At 65.1% G+C, this 14,631-nt stretch carries 13 protein-coding genes; 2 read left to right on the forward strand and 11 right to left on the reverse strand.

From position 1 onward, the window contains the following. Window positions 1-520: 520 nt before the first annotated feature. The 10 genes from K410_RS0130005 to K410_RS37495 all read right to left on the reverse strand — a co-directional run bounded on the left by K410_RS0130005 (window position 521) and on the right by K410_RS37495 (window position 9,614). Window positions 521-1,297, reverse strand: a complete 777-nt coding sequence (locus tag K410_RS0130005) for a helix-turn-helix transcriptional regulator (protein WP_028138299.1) — start codon at window positions 1,295-1,297, stop codon at window positions 521-523. Window positions 1,298-1,523: 226 nt separating this feature from the next. Beyond that, complete coding sequence (locus tag K410_RS0130010) at window positions 1,524-2,726, reverse strand: LLM class flavin-dependent oxidoreductase (protein ID WP_028138300.1); 1,203 nt, start codon at window positions 2,724-2,726, stop codon at window positions 1,524-1,526. Window positions 2,727-2,847: 121 nt separating this feature from the next. After that, entirely contained in the window at window positions 2,848-3,444 is a 597-nt protein-coding gene (locus K410_RS37475; RefSeq protein WP_196236082.1) for a DUF2478 domain-containing protein, read from the reverse strand. Window positions 3,445-3,449: 5 nt separating this feature from the next. Beyond that, the gene (locus tag K410_RS37480) at window positions 3,450-4,166 is read right to left on the reverse strand and encodes a NapC/NirT family cytochrome c (protein WP_063831455.1); all 717 of its coding nucleotides are present in this window, start codon (window positions 4,164-4,166) and stop codon (window positions 3,450-3,452) included. 7 nt (window positions 4,167-4,173) lie between these two features. After that, window positions 4,174-4,641, reverse strand: a complete 468-nt coding sequence (locus tag K410_RS0130025; protein ID WP_049820389.1) for a nitrate reductase cytochrome c-type subunit — start codon at window positions 4,639-4,641, stop codon at window positions 4,174-4,176. A gap of 12 nt (window positions 4,642-4,653) precedes the next feature. Further along, window positions 4,654-5,583, reverse strand: a complete 930-nt coding sequence (gene napH / locus K410_RS37485; protein WP_049820390.1) for a quinol dehydrogenase ferredoxin subunit NapH — start codon at window positions 5,581-5,583, stop codon at window positions 4,654-4,656. Continuing rightward, window positions 5,580-6,344, reverse strand: coding sequence for a ferredoxin-type protein NapG (gene napG, locus K410_RS0130035; protein WP_049820391.1), 765 nt, complete (start codon window positions 6,342-6,344; stop codon window positions 5,580-5,582). Before napG ends, napH begins: the two co-directional genes overlap by 4 nt. Before the next feature lie 18 nt (window positions 6,345-6,362). Continuing rightward, window positions 6,363-8,912: a nitrate reductase catalytic subunit NapA gene (gene napA / locus K410_RS0130040; RefSeq protein ID WP_049820392.1), complete on the reverse strand. Its 2,550-nt coding sequence runs from the start codon at window positions 8,910-8,912 to the stop codon at window positions 6,363-6,365. Between the two features lie 26 nt (window positions 8,913-8,938). After that, window positions 8,939-9,274, reverse strand: coding sequence for a chaperone NapD (locus tag K410_RS37490; protein ID WP_049820393.1), 336 nt, complete (start codon window positions 9,272-9,274; stop codon window positions 8,939-8,941). Beyond that, on the reverse strand, window positions 9,267-9,614 hold the full coding sequence (locus K410_RS37495) for a 4Fe-4S dicluster domain-containing protein (protein ID WP_049820394.1): 348 nt from the start codon (window positions 9,612-9,614) through the stop codon (window positions 9,267-9,269). The genes K410_RS37490 and K410_RS37495 overlap by 8 nt, the downstream gene beginning before the upstream one ends. A gap of 405 nt (window positions 9,615-10,019) precedes the next feature. Between K410_RS37495 and K410_RS0130055 the strand changes: the two genes are divergently transcribed. Next, window positions 10,020-11,135 (forward strand): ATP-dependent DNA helicase, encoded by a 1,116-nt coding sequence (locus tag K410_RS0130055; protein ID WP_028138304.1) that lies wholly within the window; start codon window positions 10,020-10,022, stop codon window positions 11,133-11,135. Window positions 11,136-11,337: 202 nt separating this feature from the next. Beyond that, entirely contained in the window at window positions 11,338-12,714 is a 1,377-nt protein-coding gene (locus K410_RS37500; protein ID WP_210164246.1) for an alpha/beta hydrolase, read from the forward strand. A gap of 15 nt (window positions 12,715-12,729) precedes the next feature. On the opposite strand, the gene K410_RS0130065 is transcribed toward K410_RS37500, so the two are convergent. Continuing rightward, window positions 12,730-14,406, reverse strand: a complete 1,677-nt coding sequence (locus K410_RS0130065; RefSeq protein ID WP_028138305.1) for a tetratricopeptide repeat protein — start codon at window positions 14,404-14,406, stop codon at window positions 12,730-12,732. Between the last annotated feature and the right edge of the window lie 225 nt (window positions 14,407-14,631).

Genomic DNA, 14,631 nt, shown 5'->3' on the forward strand with positions numbered 1-14,631 from the left:
GCAAGGTCCACATTGGCCGCAGAGCAACGCCGCGAAAGTCAGCCAGGATGCGGATCAGGACTCCGCAGCTCAAAGCCGATGACCCAGGAGAAGCCAGGTCCGACCTGTGGGGCGGCCCCGTTTCAAATTCGCCAATGGGTACAAAGACGCGCTTAAACAAAGGAAATACCAGGTTCGAATTGCCGAGACGTACAATCCGCACGCCGCCGCCACGGAGCACTACCACAGATTACGTCGGCAATCCGGCGCGACCTCATATGCAACTATCGTCGCATCTGGATCGGAACAACCTGACAACGGATTGCACGATCGGTTGTACCTAACGTTGTTTGATGGGGCAAGCGCTCGCCTACGAAATGGACGCAGCCGTTCACGAAGGGCGCCCGCATCAGGCAGCTGGAGTGGGCCGTTCTGGCTGCCGATGACGCCGAAGCGGCGACCCGAGTCCAAGCCGGATCTTCGCCGCGGCGAGGGCCTGCACGACATGATCGCGAGGGCCGGCCCATTCTCGACGGCAGCCTCAGTTCAGGCTGCGCGTGAGCAACTGCAGCACGATCGCAAACAGCTCGCTCTGCGAGGAGATGCCGAGCCGCTGATAGGCGCGCTTGCGATAAGTCAGCGTCGAATGCAGGCTGATGCCGAGCGCCTGCGAGATCGCTTCCGAGCTGAAGCCCGCAAGGATGCGCCGGCAGACCTCCTGTTCGCGCGGCGTGAGACCGGCGAGCGGCGCGCGGGTCGCAAACAGTTCGGCGAGAGACCGCTCGGGCGTCGCCTTCTCCTGAAAATGGCGGGCGACGCTCGCGCTGATCGCCGGTGCGATCGCCTCAAGCCGTTCGCGCTGCGCAGCGTTGAAGCGGCCCTGAGCGGCGATGCGATAGAAATTGACGTAGAAGCAAGTGTCGCCGGCCCAGATCGCGCTGGCGCATTTGTCGACGATGCCGGAATCGTGGAAGAAGATCTTTCGGTAGCGCGTACCGTACATGCGCGGCGCGAACGCGGGCAACATGATCGGCCCGCCGCCCTCGCCGTCGAACAGCGCATCGCGATTGGGGTCGGATACGTGGAACTGGCCGGCATAGGCCGCGCCGAGATCGCCGCCGATCGGGATGTTGCCGGCACCGAGCAGGCAGGTCGCGGCGCCGGCGCGTTTCAGCGCGAACACCATGCAATGGCCGACACCGGCGTGGCGGCGTAGCGTGTCGATCAGGATGTCCGGGAAATCCGGGCGACCGATGGCGAGCACCGCAGGCGTGACATCGCCAGTCGCTTGATTCACGGGCATCCCGTTGGGCCGCATCGCTTCCTCCGTCAGCCGCTGTTTGGCGGAAGGATAGCAGCAACGATCATGCGCCGAAAGGCGGCGGCGCTTCTGGGTCCCGGCTCGGCGCAGCAACGCTTTGCGCGTTGCTGCTGGTCCGGGACATGAGAGCGGGTGCGTCGATCGGCAGTCTCGTGCCCCGGACGCGGCGCAGCACCCCAGTGATGCGCTGCCGAGCCGGGGCCCATGCCAGATGCGGAGCTCCCTACCCCACCGCCTTCACCGGGGCCACGTTGATGGCAAGCTTGCCGTAGCGGTCGGTGAAGGCTTGCGTGTCGATCTCTTCCAGCTCGATCTCGCCGCTCATCACGCCCCGTTTCCATTCGGCCTGCGCCGGATCGTTCTGGAACTCCGGCATCACCTCGCGGCCGAACAACTCGAGCGATTCGCAGATGTGCTCATGGCTGTTCTTGCCGGCCTGGTTGAGCAGAATGACCTGGTCGATGTGCGAGGACTGGAAGCGCCTCAGTTTCCTGCGGATCGTCTCCGGCGAGCCGATCAGGCCGCCGCGCAACGCCGCCTCCTGCGCCTCGGGATTGTCGCGCTTCCACTTGTTGTACTCGTCCCACATGTTGACGGTGTAGGGCGCGGGCCGCTGGCGGTTCTGCGAGGCGCCGTAGAACCGCAGCGCGAACTGGAAGAAGGTGGCGCCGTCGGCGCGCGCCCGCGCCTCCTCGTCGGTCTTGGCGCACATGAAGAACGAGACCAGCGCCATGTTCGGGTTGATCTCGTAGTCGGCGAGCTTGTGCAGTCGCTTGGTCATGGCGTTGTAATAGGCGTGCACCCAGGCGTGGGCAGCGTCGGCGCTGACGAACTGGAAGCCGAGCGCGCCAAAGCCGTGGCGGCCGGCGCGCTCGATGGTCGGCAGCTGCGAGCAGGCCATCCACAGCGGCGGGTGCGGCTTCTGCACCGGCTTGGGCACGACGTTGCGCAAGGGGATGTCGAAATACTTGCCGTGGTGCTCGCTGCCGGCGTCCTTGAACATCGGGAAGATCGCGGCAACGGCCTCCTCGAACACCTCCTTCTTGGTCTCCATGTCGCGGCCGAACGGCGTCAGCTCGGTGATGGACGCGCTTTCGCCCATGCCGAACTCGCAGCGGCCGTTCGAGAGCAGATCGAGCACGGCAACGCGCTCGGCGATGCGCGCCGGATGGTTGGTGGTGAGCTGGAGGATGCCGTGGCCGAGCCGGATGTTCCTGGTGCGCTGGCTCGCCGCGGCGAGAAAGGATTCCGGCGAGGGCGAGTGCGAATATTCCTCGAGGAAATGATGCTCGACCACCCAGGCATGGTCGTAGCCGAGCCCGTCGGCGAGCTCCATCTGCGTCAGCGCGTTCTGATAGAGGGCGAGCTCGTCACCGGCCACCCAGGGCCGCGGCAATTGCAGCTCGTAGAAGATGCCGAACTTCATGGCGTCGCTCTCCCGCTACTGTCTTGTTGTTGCGGGCATTGTATTGAGCGAGGCGATCCTGTCCACCACGCCGTCAATTCCACGGCGTGGAAGAACAGGGATCGCGCGCCGGAGCGCGGCTTCAGATCAAGTGCAGATGCCCGGTGCCGACGCTGGGCTGGCCAAGCAGGGCCGCAAGCGCCGCGATCGCATCCTGGTGCGGCTCCGGCGTTGCCGCGACCGTCCTGAAGTATTCGCCGCAGAAATCAGTCCAGGCCTCGAGGTTGCTGCGGGGAACGCCGATCACGAGGCTCTTGCCGGACTCGATGCAATGGGCAATCAGATCGCGCAGGCCGCCGCCTTCCGCCTCAGCCTTGCCGAACTTGTTGAGAAAGACGATCTCGGCGTCGGCGAGTTGGGCTTCGACCAATTGCGCCGCTTCGAGCAGGCGCGGCGTGGAGAGACGGCAGGAGGTCGCGCCCGCCCCGAGATCCTCCGAGATCGAGATCGACCGGCCGGTGGCGAGCTCGTGCAGAACCATGTCGCAGCGTGTGCGACCTGGCTTGGGCACGTCCTCCTGGATCAGGCCGGCCAGGCTCTTGCCAGAGCGGCGAAGCTCGGCGACGAGACCCGTGAACCAACGATTCACGGCGGGACCCGAGTCATAGACCAGGGCTACGCTGAGGGCGGCGGAAGGCCTTCCCGCGCTGTCCGCGGTGTCGCGGGATTGCTGAAGCATGTCCATCACCTCGCCGCCTTCGCCTTGGCGACGTCGGCATCCTGCAGGAAGTCGATCATCCGCTGCATGGGGCTGACCTCGTCGATATGGTCGAGCATGTCGCGATATCCTTCCTGCGCCTTGGGCGGCAGCTTATGCGCGATGCCCTGATGGCAATCGATGCAGGTCTTGCCTTGCGCGAACGCGGTCTGGTGCAGCTTGGAGGCGCGCGGCTCCTGCACCGCATATTCCATGTGATCGAACTTGTGGCAGTTGCGGCACTCGCGCGAGTCGGTGGTCTTCATGGCGCGCCAGACGTTCTTGGCGAGGTCGATACGGTGCGCGTTGAACTTCTCGGGCGTGTCGATGGTGCCAAGGATCTTGTGCAACACCTCGTTCGAGGCCTGGATCTTGCGGACCACCTTGTGTCCCCATTCCTTCGGCACGTGGCAATCCGGGCAGCTGGCACGGACGCCGGTGCGGTTGGAATAGTGCACGGTGTTGCGATATTCGAGATAAACGTTCTCCTTCATCTCGTGGCAGGAGATGCAGAACTGTTCGGTGTTCGTCATCTCCATCGCCCAGTTGAAGCCGCCCCAGAACAGGACGCCGGCGCCGAATCCGACGACGACGATCAGTCCCCAGGCATAGCGCGCGGTCGGCGAGAAGAACCATCGCCATAGCCGCTTCAGGCGACCCGGCCGCTCGGCTGCCATGGCGGCAGAAGTGCTGGTGTCCTGCATGTCCCCCTCACTTCGCCTGTGTCGCGTTCTTGAAGATGTTGCCGACCAGCGGCTTCGCATCGGCCTGCGGCACGTGGCATTGCTGGCAGAAATAGCGCGTGCCGGCGACCTTATCGAGCCGCACGCCCTGACGGTCGACGTAATGCGTCTCGGAGATCTTCGGCGCGTTCACGCGCGTGTTGCCGGGCCAGTCGTGGCAACCCATGCAGGCGTTGTTCTCCGTTGTGATCTGGTAGCCATCGACCTTGTGAGGGATCAGCGGCGGCTGCTGGCGATAGGCGCGCTCGAAGCCGCTCGCCGGCACCGACTGCTTGGTCACCTCGGGCGGCGGCGACATCTCGGTCAACGGCGCCTCGCGCAGCGCCTTGTGCTGCTTGGCCTCCTGCGCGAGCGGCCCCGACGCCGCGAACGGAATGACAAGCGCGACGGCCACGGCTGCCGCCGCGATCAACGGAATCAGTCGAACAAACGTCATGGGAGGTCCCTTTCAAGGACGGCCGGCTGGGAAGAGACGACGCGTGCCATTGGCGATGGCGCGGTCATGGAGGGGGTCAGGACGCACCGCATTGCGGCCGCGCAAACCGAGATGGAAGACCTGCTTGGAGCAGACGTCGATGCAGGCGCCGCAGACCGTGCAATCGCCCGCGGTGATGACAGGCGTGGCGCCGCTCCGCTCGCCCCTGAGCGCGGGGCTGATGACGTGCGGCTCCGGACAGACTGCGAAGCAGTCCATGCAGTCGTTGCAGGCGGCCCGGTTGTCGGCGGTGACGCGCAGCAGCGCGACCCTGCCGATCTGGCCGTAGAACGCGCCGACCGGACAGAGATGACCGCACCAGCCGTGCCTCGCAACCAGGAGGTCGAACACGAAGATCGCCGCGGTGCCGCCGGCACCGAACCAGAGGCCGAACACCAGCGCGCGATGCAGCGCAGTCACCGGGTTGATCAGCTCCCAGGCGATCGAGCCCGACAGCACTGATGCCGCGAGCACCGCGCCGACGAAATAGCGCCTGAGCTCCGGGCGGATCTTGGCGGTGAAGGTGATGTTGAGCCGCCGCCGGAGCCAGGCGGCGAGATCGGTCGCCGGATTGATCGGGCAGACCCACGAGCAATAGGTCCGGCCGCCGAACAGGAGATAGGCGGCGAGCACGATGACCGCGCCGATCAGCGACAGACCTTCGGGCCAATGCCGCGCCGCGAGCGACTGCAGCAGGACGAACGGATCGGTCAGCGGCAGCACGGCGAGCGTCATGGACGAAGCCAGCGTGCCCTTGGCGATCCAGACGCCCAGAAGCGGTCCCGACAGGAACAGCGCGAGGAAGAGCAGCTGGCTGGTCCGGCGCAGCACCAGAAACCGCGAGGCAGCCCAAAGCCCCTTCTGCGCCCGCGCTTCGACATAGGGCCTGGCGTTCGCGGTCATGGCGTGCCTCCCTCGGGTCTGCGCACCGGCAGCTTGAGAGGCGCATCGACCAGGGCTCCGCCGGCCCTGGTCTTCTCTTCCCAGCCGCGCTTGTAATGCTCGTCCTGCTTCAGCGCGGCGACCTCGATCGGCAGCACCTTGATCGCGGACTCCGTCAGCACGCAGGACTTCTCGCACTTGCCGCAGCCGGTGCAGTGCTCGGCGTGGACGACGGGCTCGAAGATCGCGTGCTTGGTGGTGCGCGCATTGTGCGAGACTTCGAGCGTGATCGCCTTGTCGATGGCCGGACAGACCCGATAGCAGACGTCGCAGCGCAACCCCTGCAGATTGAGGCAGGTCTCGCGGCTGGTGATCACCGCGACGCCCATCTTGGCTTTGGCGATGTCCGTCAGCGCATGCTGCAGGGCGCCGGTCGGGCAGGCCTTGACGCAGGGAATGGTGTCGCACATTTCGCAGGGAATATTGCGGGCCTGGAAGAACGGCGTGCCCACGGCGGGGCCGTCGGCCCAGTCCGCAAGCTTCAGAGTGTCGTAGGGGCAGTCGCGGACGCATAGACCGCAACGGACGCAGGCGGCCAGGAAATCCTTCTCGGGCAACGCGCCCGGAGGCCGCAGCGCCTGTGCGGGCTTGGCCCGCGAGGACACCCCGAACGCCGTCAGCATCGTTGCGGCGACGGCTGCGCCGCCGCCGAAACGCGTCATATCCTGCAGCGCCTTGCGGCGGCGCGGATCGCGCGGGATGCCTGAGCTGGAGTCCGACATGGCTCGTCCATCGAGGGGTTAGGCCGACGTCACGCGGCAGGCGCACTTCTTGAAGTCGGTCTCCTTCGAGATCGGGCATGTCGCATCCAGCGTGAGCTGGTTGGCGAGCTGGCTTTCGTCGAAGAACGGGAAGTAGACGAGGCCGCGCGGCGGCTTGTTGCGGCCCTTGGTCTCGACCCGTGTCACCACCTCGCCGCGGCGCGTCTGGATCTTGACCGGCTGTCCGCGCAGCAGCTTGCGCTCGGCGGCATCATCCGGATGCATGAACAGCGTCGCGGCCGGCACGGCGCGGTGCAGCTCGGGCACGCGGCGCGTCATCGAGCCGGAATGCCAGTGCTCCAGCACACGGCCGGTGCACAGCCACAGATCGAACTCCTTGTCCGGCGTTTCGGCCGCCGGCTCGAACGGACAGAAGATGATGCGGGCCTTCTTGTCCGGCTTGCCGTAGAACGACACGCCCTCGCCCGGCTTGACGTAGGGATCGTAGCCCTCGCGGAAGCGCCAGAGCGTCTCCTTGTTGTTGACGACCGGCCAGCGCAGGCCGCGCGCCTGGTGATACTGCTCGAAGTCCGCCAGATCGTGGCCATGGCCGCGACCGAACTTCGCATACTCCTCGAACAGGCCCTTCTGCACGTAGAAGCCGAATGCCGCGCTCTCGGAATTGTCAAAGCCCTTCTGGCATTCGGTGATCGGGAACTTGTTGACCTCGCCGTTGCCGTAGAGCACGTCGAACAGGGTCTTGCCGCGAACCTCCGGCTTCTTGGCAATCAGGTCTTCCGGCCAGACCTCCTCGATCTTGAAGTATTTCGAGAACTCCATCATCTGCCAGAGATCAGAACGCGCCTCGCCCGGCGCCTTCACCTGCTGACGCCAGAACTGCGTACGCCGCTCGGCATTGCCATAGGCACCTTCCTTCTCCATCCACATCGCCGTCGGCAGGATGAGGTCCGCGGCCAAGGTGGTCACGGTCGGATAGGGATCGGAGACGACGACGAAGGCGGCCGGATTGCGATAACCGGGATAGCCCTCCTCGTTCATGTTCGGGGCCGTCTGCATGTTGTTGTTGCACTGGACCCAATAGGCATTCAGCTTGCCGTCCTTCAGCATCCGGTTCTGCAGCACGGCGTGGTAGCCGATGTTGGCGGGGATGGTGCCTTCCGGCACCTGCCACAGCTTCTCGGTCGCTTCGCGATGCTTCGGATTGGTGACGACCATGTCGGCCGGCAGGCGGTGCGAGAATGTGCCGACCTCGCGGGCGGTGCCGCAGGCCGAGGGCTGGCCGGTCAGCGAGAACGGACCGTTGCCCGGCTCGGAGATCTTGCCCGTCAAGAGGTGCACGTTGTAGATCATGTTGTTGACCCACGTGCCGCGGGCGTGCTGGTTGAAGCCCATCGTCCAGTAGGAGATGATCTTCTTCTTGGGGTCGGCGTAGAGCTTGGCGAGCCGCTCGAGATTCTCCTTCGGCACGCCGGATGCCTTGTGGGCGTATTCGAGCGTGTAGGGCTCGAGCAGCTTCTTGTATTCCTCGAAGCCGATCTTGTCCTTGAAGCCGGCCGGATCGAGCGCGCCGTCCTTGCCGGCCTTGTGCGAGGCGTTGACCGCCTTGACCTCGAGCGCGTGGGTCGGGCGTAGGCCGTAGCCGATGTCGGTGACGGTCGATGCGAACTCGACGTGCTTCTCGACGAAATCCTTATTCATCGCCCCGGAATTGACGATGTAGTTCTGGATGTAGTTGAGGATCGCCATGTCGCTCTGCGGCGTGAACACCAGCGGATTGTCGGCGAGCTCGAACGAGCGGTGCTCGAAGGTCGAGAGCACGTGCACCTCGCAGCCCTCATGCGTCAGCCGGCGATCGGTGATGCGCGACCACAAGATCGGGTGCATCTCCGCCATGTTCGAGCCCCAGAGCACGAACGCGTCGGTCTGCTCGATGTCGTCGTAGCAGCCCATCGGCTCGTCGATGCCGAAGGTGCGCATGAAGCCCGCGACCGCCGATGCCATGCAGTGACGGGCATTCGGATCGAGGTTGTTGCTGCGGAAGCCGGCCTTGTACAGCTTGGCGGCGGCGTAGCCTTCCCAGATGGTCCACTGGCCCGAGCCGAACATGCCGACGGTCGACGGACCGCCCGCCTTCAGCGCCGCCTTCCATTTCTCGGCCATGAGCTTGAAGGCATCGTCCCAGGAGATCGGCGCGAACTCGCCGTTCTTGTCGAACTTGCCGTTCTTCATGCGCAGCATCGGCTGGGTCAGCCGGTCCTCGCCGTACATGATCTTGGACAGGAAGTAGCCCTTGATGCAGTTGAGACCGCGATTGACCGGTGCATCGGGATCGCCCTGCGTCGCCACGACCTTGCCGTTCTTGGTGCCGACGATCACGCCGCAGCCGGTGCCGCAGAAGCGGCACACGCCCTTGTCCCAGCGGATGCCGTCGGTCTTGCCAGGCTGCGCGCTCGCCGCCTCCGGCAGCGTCACGCCGATGGTCGAGGCCGCAGCAACCGCTGCCGCCGCCTTCAGCGCATCGCGGCGCGTCGCCGTAGCTTCGTTCCCGTTCGTCAGTTTCGTACCCATCGTCGGTCTCTCCGGCTCAACGAATCTCAAATTGCGGAAGCGCGCATATGCGCGCCGGAATTCTGGCAGGCGCCGCCGCAGCACGCGGCTTCCCCGGTATCGACAGCGCTCTCGTCGTCGTGCGTGTCGAATGCGTGAAAGATCAGCGAGGCGCTGACCACGCCGGGCAGGCGATGCATGGCGGCGATCTGGTCGATCGCCAGCGAGGCCGGCGTATCGATGACGGTCAGCGCGAGCCTGTTGCTGCCGGACGCGGCCTCCAGCTCGACGCCGGGCAGCGCCAGGATCCGGTCGGTCAGATCCCGCTCCGCATCCGGTGCGAGATAGACGGCAACGCCGCAGATGTTGGTGGCTTCAGCCATTGTGCACGACCAGGTTTGCGAGTTCGGATACGAGCGCGATGCGGTCCCGCGGCGCGAGTGCGATGGCTTCGACCGGGCAGACCGGAATGCAATCGCCGCAGCCGGTGCAGGCCGCCGCATCGATCACGGCGCCCAGCTTCTCGCGCCCGAGAATGCGGATGGCGGAATGCTCACAGGCCTCGACGCAACGGCGACAGACCACGCCATGGCGTTCGACGCAGGCGCTCGCGCTGGAGACGGTCGCCACCTGTTCGGGACGCGTCTCGTCCAGGCGCGGCGCATGCGCGTCGCGGCCGGATGCGAAAGGCAGAACGGCAGAGAATAGTGAGCGTCGTGACATTGGTCTCGGCATATCCGAATCCCCACGGGCAGAGCCGTGTTCAGGAATTGTCCAAGAGAATGCGCCCCATCGGACACATCTCGGTCGACGCCGTTGTCACCGCTGCGGACCATAGGTCCCGGCGGTCCAGATCGCATTGCGCTAGATCAACCGGGCGAAGCCGACCCGCGCCAGCAGCGATCGACCCGCACGGCCGTCGCGGCGTGAAATTGCGCCAATCGATCAAGGCGTTTACCCGGCCTTCATGTTTGAGCCGACCAAGCCGGTTCAGGCGGGTGGGAAATCAGCCGACAGGCGGCGTTGGCGGTCTCGATCTCCGGTGCCGCATCCGCCTTGAATGGACGGGTCGAATGGTTACTTTGGAGGGCGGCGAATCGCCGCGCGTCGCCCTCTTTCAAGACAGCAATGCCAACTTTCACCCCGCATCAGGATGCCGCGCTCAAAGCCGTCGGCGACTGGCTCAAAGCAAAACCCGGCCGCAGCGGCACGCCGCAGGTATTCCGCCTGTTCGGCTTCGCCGGCACCGGAAAGACGACGCTGGCCCGGCACATCGCCGATGGCGTCGACGGCGATGTGAAGTTCGCCGCGTTCACCGGCAAGGCCGCCCTCGTCATGCGCAACAAGGGTTGCGACGACGCCTCCACCATCCACTCGCTGATCTACCGCGCCCGCGAATCCGGCGAGGAGCAGCCGAGCTTCGAATTGTGGGACGACGCGCCCGCCTCGAAGGCGAAGCTGATCGTGATCGACGAATGCTCGATGGTCGACGCCGAATTGGGGCGCGACCTGATGTCGTTCGACTGCCCGCTGCTGGTGCTAGGCGATCCCGCGCAGCTGCCGCCGATCCAGGGCGGCGGATTCTTCACCAACACCTCACCGGATGCGATGCTGACCGAGGTGCACCGCCAGGCCCAGGACGATCCAATCGTGCGGATGTCGATGGACGTGCGCGAAGGCCGCGAGCTCGACATCGGCCGCTATGGCGAGAGCGAGGTGGTCTCGCGCAAGGAGCTCGACCCCGACAGGGTCATGGGCGCCGACCAGGTCCTGGTCGGCCGCAACAACACCCGCCGCGCGTACAACATGCGGGTGCGGCAGCGCCAGAACATCGAGGACCTCTTTCCGGTCGCCGGCGACAAGCTGGTGTGCCTGCGCAACAACCGCAAGAAGGGCCTGTTCAACGGCGGCCTGTGGCGGGTGAAATCGCGCAACACCTCGCGCTCGAAGTCCCGCATTCTCTCGATGCGGCTGTCGCCGGACGAGGATTTCGGCCACAAGGTGACGAAGGTCTCGGTGCGCGCCGATTGCTTCGAGGGCGGCGTCGAGCAGATCGCCTGGGAGCAGCGCAAGCCCTATGACGAGTTCGACTACGGCTATGTGCTCACCGTGCACAAGTCGCAGGGCTCGCAATGGGACGACGTCGTGCTGTTCGACGAGAGCTTTGCGTTTCAGGAGAGCCGCGCCAGGTGGCTGTACACCGGAATCACGCGGGCGGCGAAACGATTGAGTATCGTGGTGTAAGGGACGACTGCCGCAGGGTGGGCCAAGGCGCAAAGCGCCGTGCCCACCGTCTCTCTCCGCAACAAGAGTGCGTGGGCACGCTTCGCTCTTCCCACCCTACGGCACCGAGCGCCATGGTGTGATGCAGTTATCCGGACCGCTCGACGCATTCACCAAGCGCTAGGCATTGCGATTTATGACTGCCGTCGGCAGGAGGACTCGCATGGCTAAACGCAGACCCGATTACCTCGATACGCATGATGACACCTCTAGCGCGAGTCGTCGCGGGTTTCTGAAGTCGGCAGGCTTTGCGGCCGGCACGCTCGCCGCATCGATCGCCGCGCCGGGATTTGCGCACTCCGCTCCGCTGCGTGACGTGCCTGCGCGGCCGGACAAGCCGGTGCGGGTCTCGAAGCAACGCCTCAACGCGCTGGCGGCGCAATTCTATGCCGTGTTCAACGAGCACGACGTCCTGCCCAAGGATTTCTCCGGGAAGCACGAAGCGCGGTACGACGTCGAGCTGCGGCGCATCACCACCGTGACGCGCGTGCCCGAGACGGGAGAGCGCGTGAAGGTCTCTGCGCTCGTTGCGGTCCCCGTCGGCGCGCGCGGGGCATTGCCGGTGTTGTCCTGGCAACACGGCACGATCCTGTCCTTCGACCAGGTTCCTTCGAACCTGCTGCGACTTGCCGACGAAGGCTACCAGCTTCGCGACAACGTCGATTCGCTGGAGACGTTGTTCAACATCCAGCGCTTCGCCGGCAACGGCTATGCCGTCATCGCCGCCGACTACATTGGCAAGGGCCCTCTTCGCAACGGCCGCGGCGAGGCTTACGCGGTGAAAGGCGCCACGGTGCAATGCTGCCTCGACGTGCTCGATGCCGGCCTCATCGAGTTGAAGAGACTCGGCCTCCGCCAATCCGCGCTGTTTCTGAACGGCTGGTCGCAAGGCGCGCTGAACACGCAATGGCTCAAGCAGGAGATGCAACGCCGCGGCATGAAGGTGACGGCAAGTGCGACCCAGAGCCCGTTCAACAATCTCGCCGAAAGCTTCCATTACTGGGTCAACCCGACCTCCTTTATTCCGTCCGCAGAGACGTCCTACCCGCTGCCGCCGGCCTGGATCACGCCCTGCCTGGTGGTGCTGCTCGGAAGCTATCGCCAGTATTATGGGCTGAGCGATCTGTTTAAGACCGCCATCAAGCCGCAACACCAGGCGTTCGCGGAGAAATACTGGGCCGACTACAGCCTGGCAGGCGACACCGCCAAGACCGTTCCGCCGGCTGCAGATTTCCTGGTGGACGGGTTTTTCGACCGTTTCACCCATGACGCCAACAGCAGGTTGCTGCGCCAGTTCGGTCGCAACGGCGCGACTTTCTGGGACTACGATTCCCCGACCCGGTTCTATTACGGATTGGCCGACGAGGCGCTGCATCCGCGACTGGTCAAGCCCGCGATTGCCGCGGGTGGACGTTTCGCGGTCGGCGTACCGGTTGCCGACGCAAGCCATCGCGTCACGTTTCTGGCAAGTCTCTATGGCGACGGCACCGTCCTGAACGGGCAATCGACCGCATTCGACTGGTTCAATTCGTTGATGTGAGAGCGGCGCCGGCTCTCACTTGCCCGCGACGAAGTAGAAATCTTCCCGTCCCGGCGGCGAGCCGTAGGTGAACGGCTGCTGGCCGTGCTTGGTCGCGGCCCAGACGTCGTCGCGGATGATGTCGAACAGTTTTCTGATCTCGACGCGAGGCTGCTTGATCTCGCGGGCCAGCGCGGTCGCAAACGGGCTGTTGGCGCTGCCGTCGCCATCCATCGCGGTCTCGCCGTGCTTGGCGGCATAAACCACCATGAAGCCGGCACCGGGCTCGATATTGGAAAAGCCCTTGTCGACCAGCTTCAGCGACAATGTGCGCTGCATGGTCGGCGCGAACGGGTTGTCGCGGCAGGCATCGAGGACCACGAGACGCATTTTTCGCGCGGCACCGACCGCGGCGATCACCTGCTCGAGGGCGACCGCCTGTGTCTCGGCGTCCTTGTCGGCGGCGAGCTTGGCGTCGACGGGAACGAGATAGTTCACCCCGCCGATCTCGAAGCCGTGGCCGGCGTAATAGACCACGGCCCAGTCGGCCTTTTCCGCCTCGTTGGCGAAGGCCTGCAACGCCTCGAAGAACTTGTCGCGGGTGAGGTCGTTGACGGAGATCACGGTCTGGAAGCCGACCTCGCGCAGCACGCTCGCGATCAGCCTGGAATCGCGCGGCGGATTGGGCAAGACATGGACATTCTTGTAGGCGCCGTTGCCGATCACCAGCGCCACGCGGCGGCCGGTGGATGCGCTTTGCGGCATGAGCGCGGCGAGCCGCTCCTGCGCGATGGCACGGGCGCGCGCAACCTCGGTGTCGTCGAACTTCGTCAGCGAATAGGCCGCGGCGCGATAATCGGCGCGGGCTTGCGCCAGATCCTTCCGGCGCTCGTAGATCTGACCGCGGCCGGAATGGGCGCGGACATTGTTCGGGTTGATCTGGAGCGCCGTGTTGTAGTCCTTCAGGGCGGCATCGAAGTCGCCCTTCATCATGCTGACGTCGGCACGATTGTTGATTGCGAACACGTTCTTCGGCTGTTTCTCGATCAGGCGGTTGCAGTCGGCAAAGGCCTGATCGAATCGTCTCATCATGCCGTAGGTGATGCAGCGGTTGCCGGCGATCTGCGGCGCGGCGGGATCGATCTTCTCGGCCTCCGCAAAATCGGCGAGCGCGCCTTCGAAATCCTTCAGCAGCGTGCGCGCGCGGGCGCGATTGGTCCAGGCCAGCAGGAATTTCGGCGTGTACTTGATCGACAGGGTGAAATCGTCGATCGCGCTTTGCAGCACGCCGCGGCGGGCGTGAATGACGCCGCGATTGTTGTAGGGAACGCCGTAGGCCGGGCGCTTCTGGAGCGCGAGGTTGTAGTCCGCCATGGCGAGGTCGTCCTGACCCTTGCGCTCATAGGCGAGGCCGCGCAGGTTGAGAGCAACGACGTAGTCGGGATCGAGATCGATCGCGATCGACAGGGTCTCGATCGCGTGGTCGTAATCGCGCTTGTTGATCAGCGTGTTGCCGCGCACGGAGAGCGCGATCGCCTTGTCCTTGCCGCCGAGCTGGTCGGCCTTCAGCAGATTGTCGCAGGCGCTCGCGCGGGCCTGGGCCTCGGCCTGGCGGTCACGGCAGATGGCGAGCTCGTCGGCTTGCGGGTCGGCCGCCGCGTTCGACACGCCGGCGGCCAGGATGACGAGGGTCAGGGAAACGACGAGCCACATATTGTCAGGCCTGCTCCAACATCGCGCTTTGGGTTGTCGTTTACGCATGATTTTTGGGAGAACCGCTGCGCACTCTTCCGGATCATGCTTTAGCGCGGAGTTCCCGGTCCCGCCAAGGCGGGCGCTCGCCCGGCCGTCCCGTGCGGCTCATTTCACGGACTCGTGTCCGTCCCGTCGTAACAATCGGCGGCGGTGTCCGTACCTCGGATGATGCGGAAAGGCCGC

Source organism: Bradyrhizobium sp. 22, from assembly GCF_000482425.1.
GTDB lineage: Bacteria > Pseudomonadota > Alphaproteobacteria > Rhizobiales > Xanthobacteraceae > Bradyrhizobium > Bradyrhizobium japonicum_B.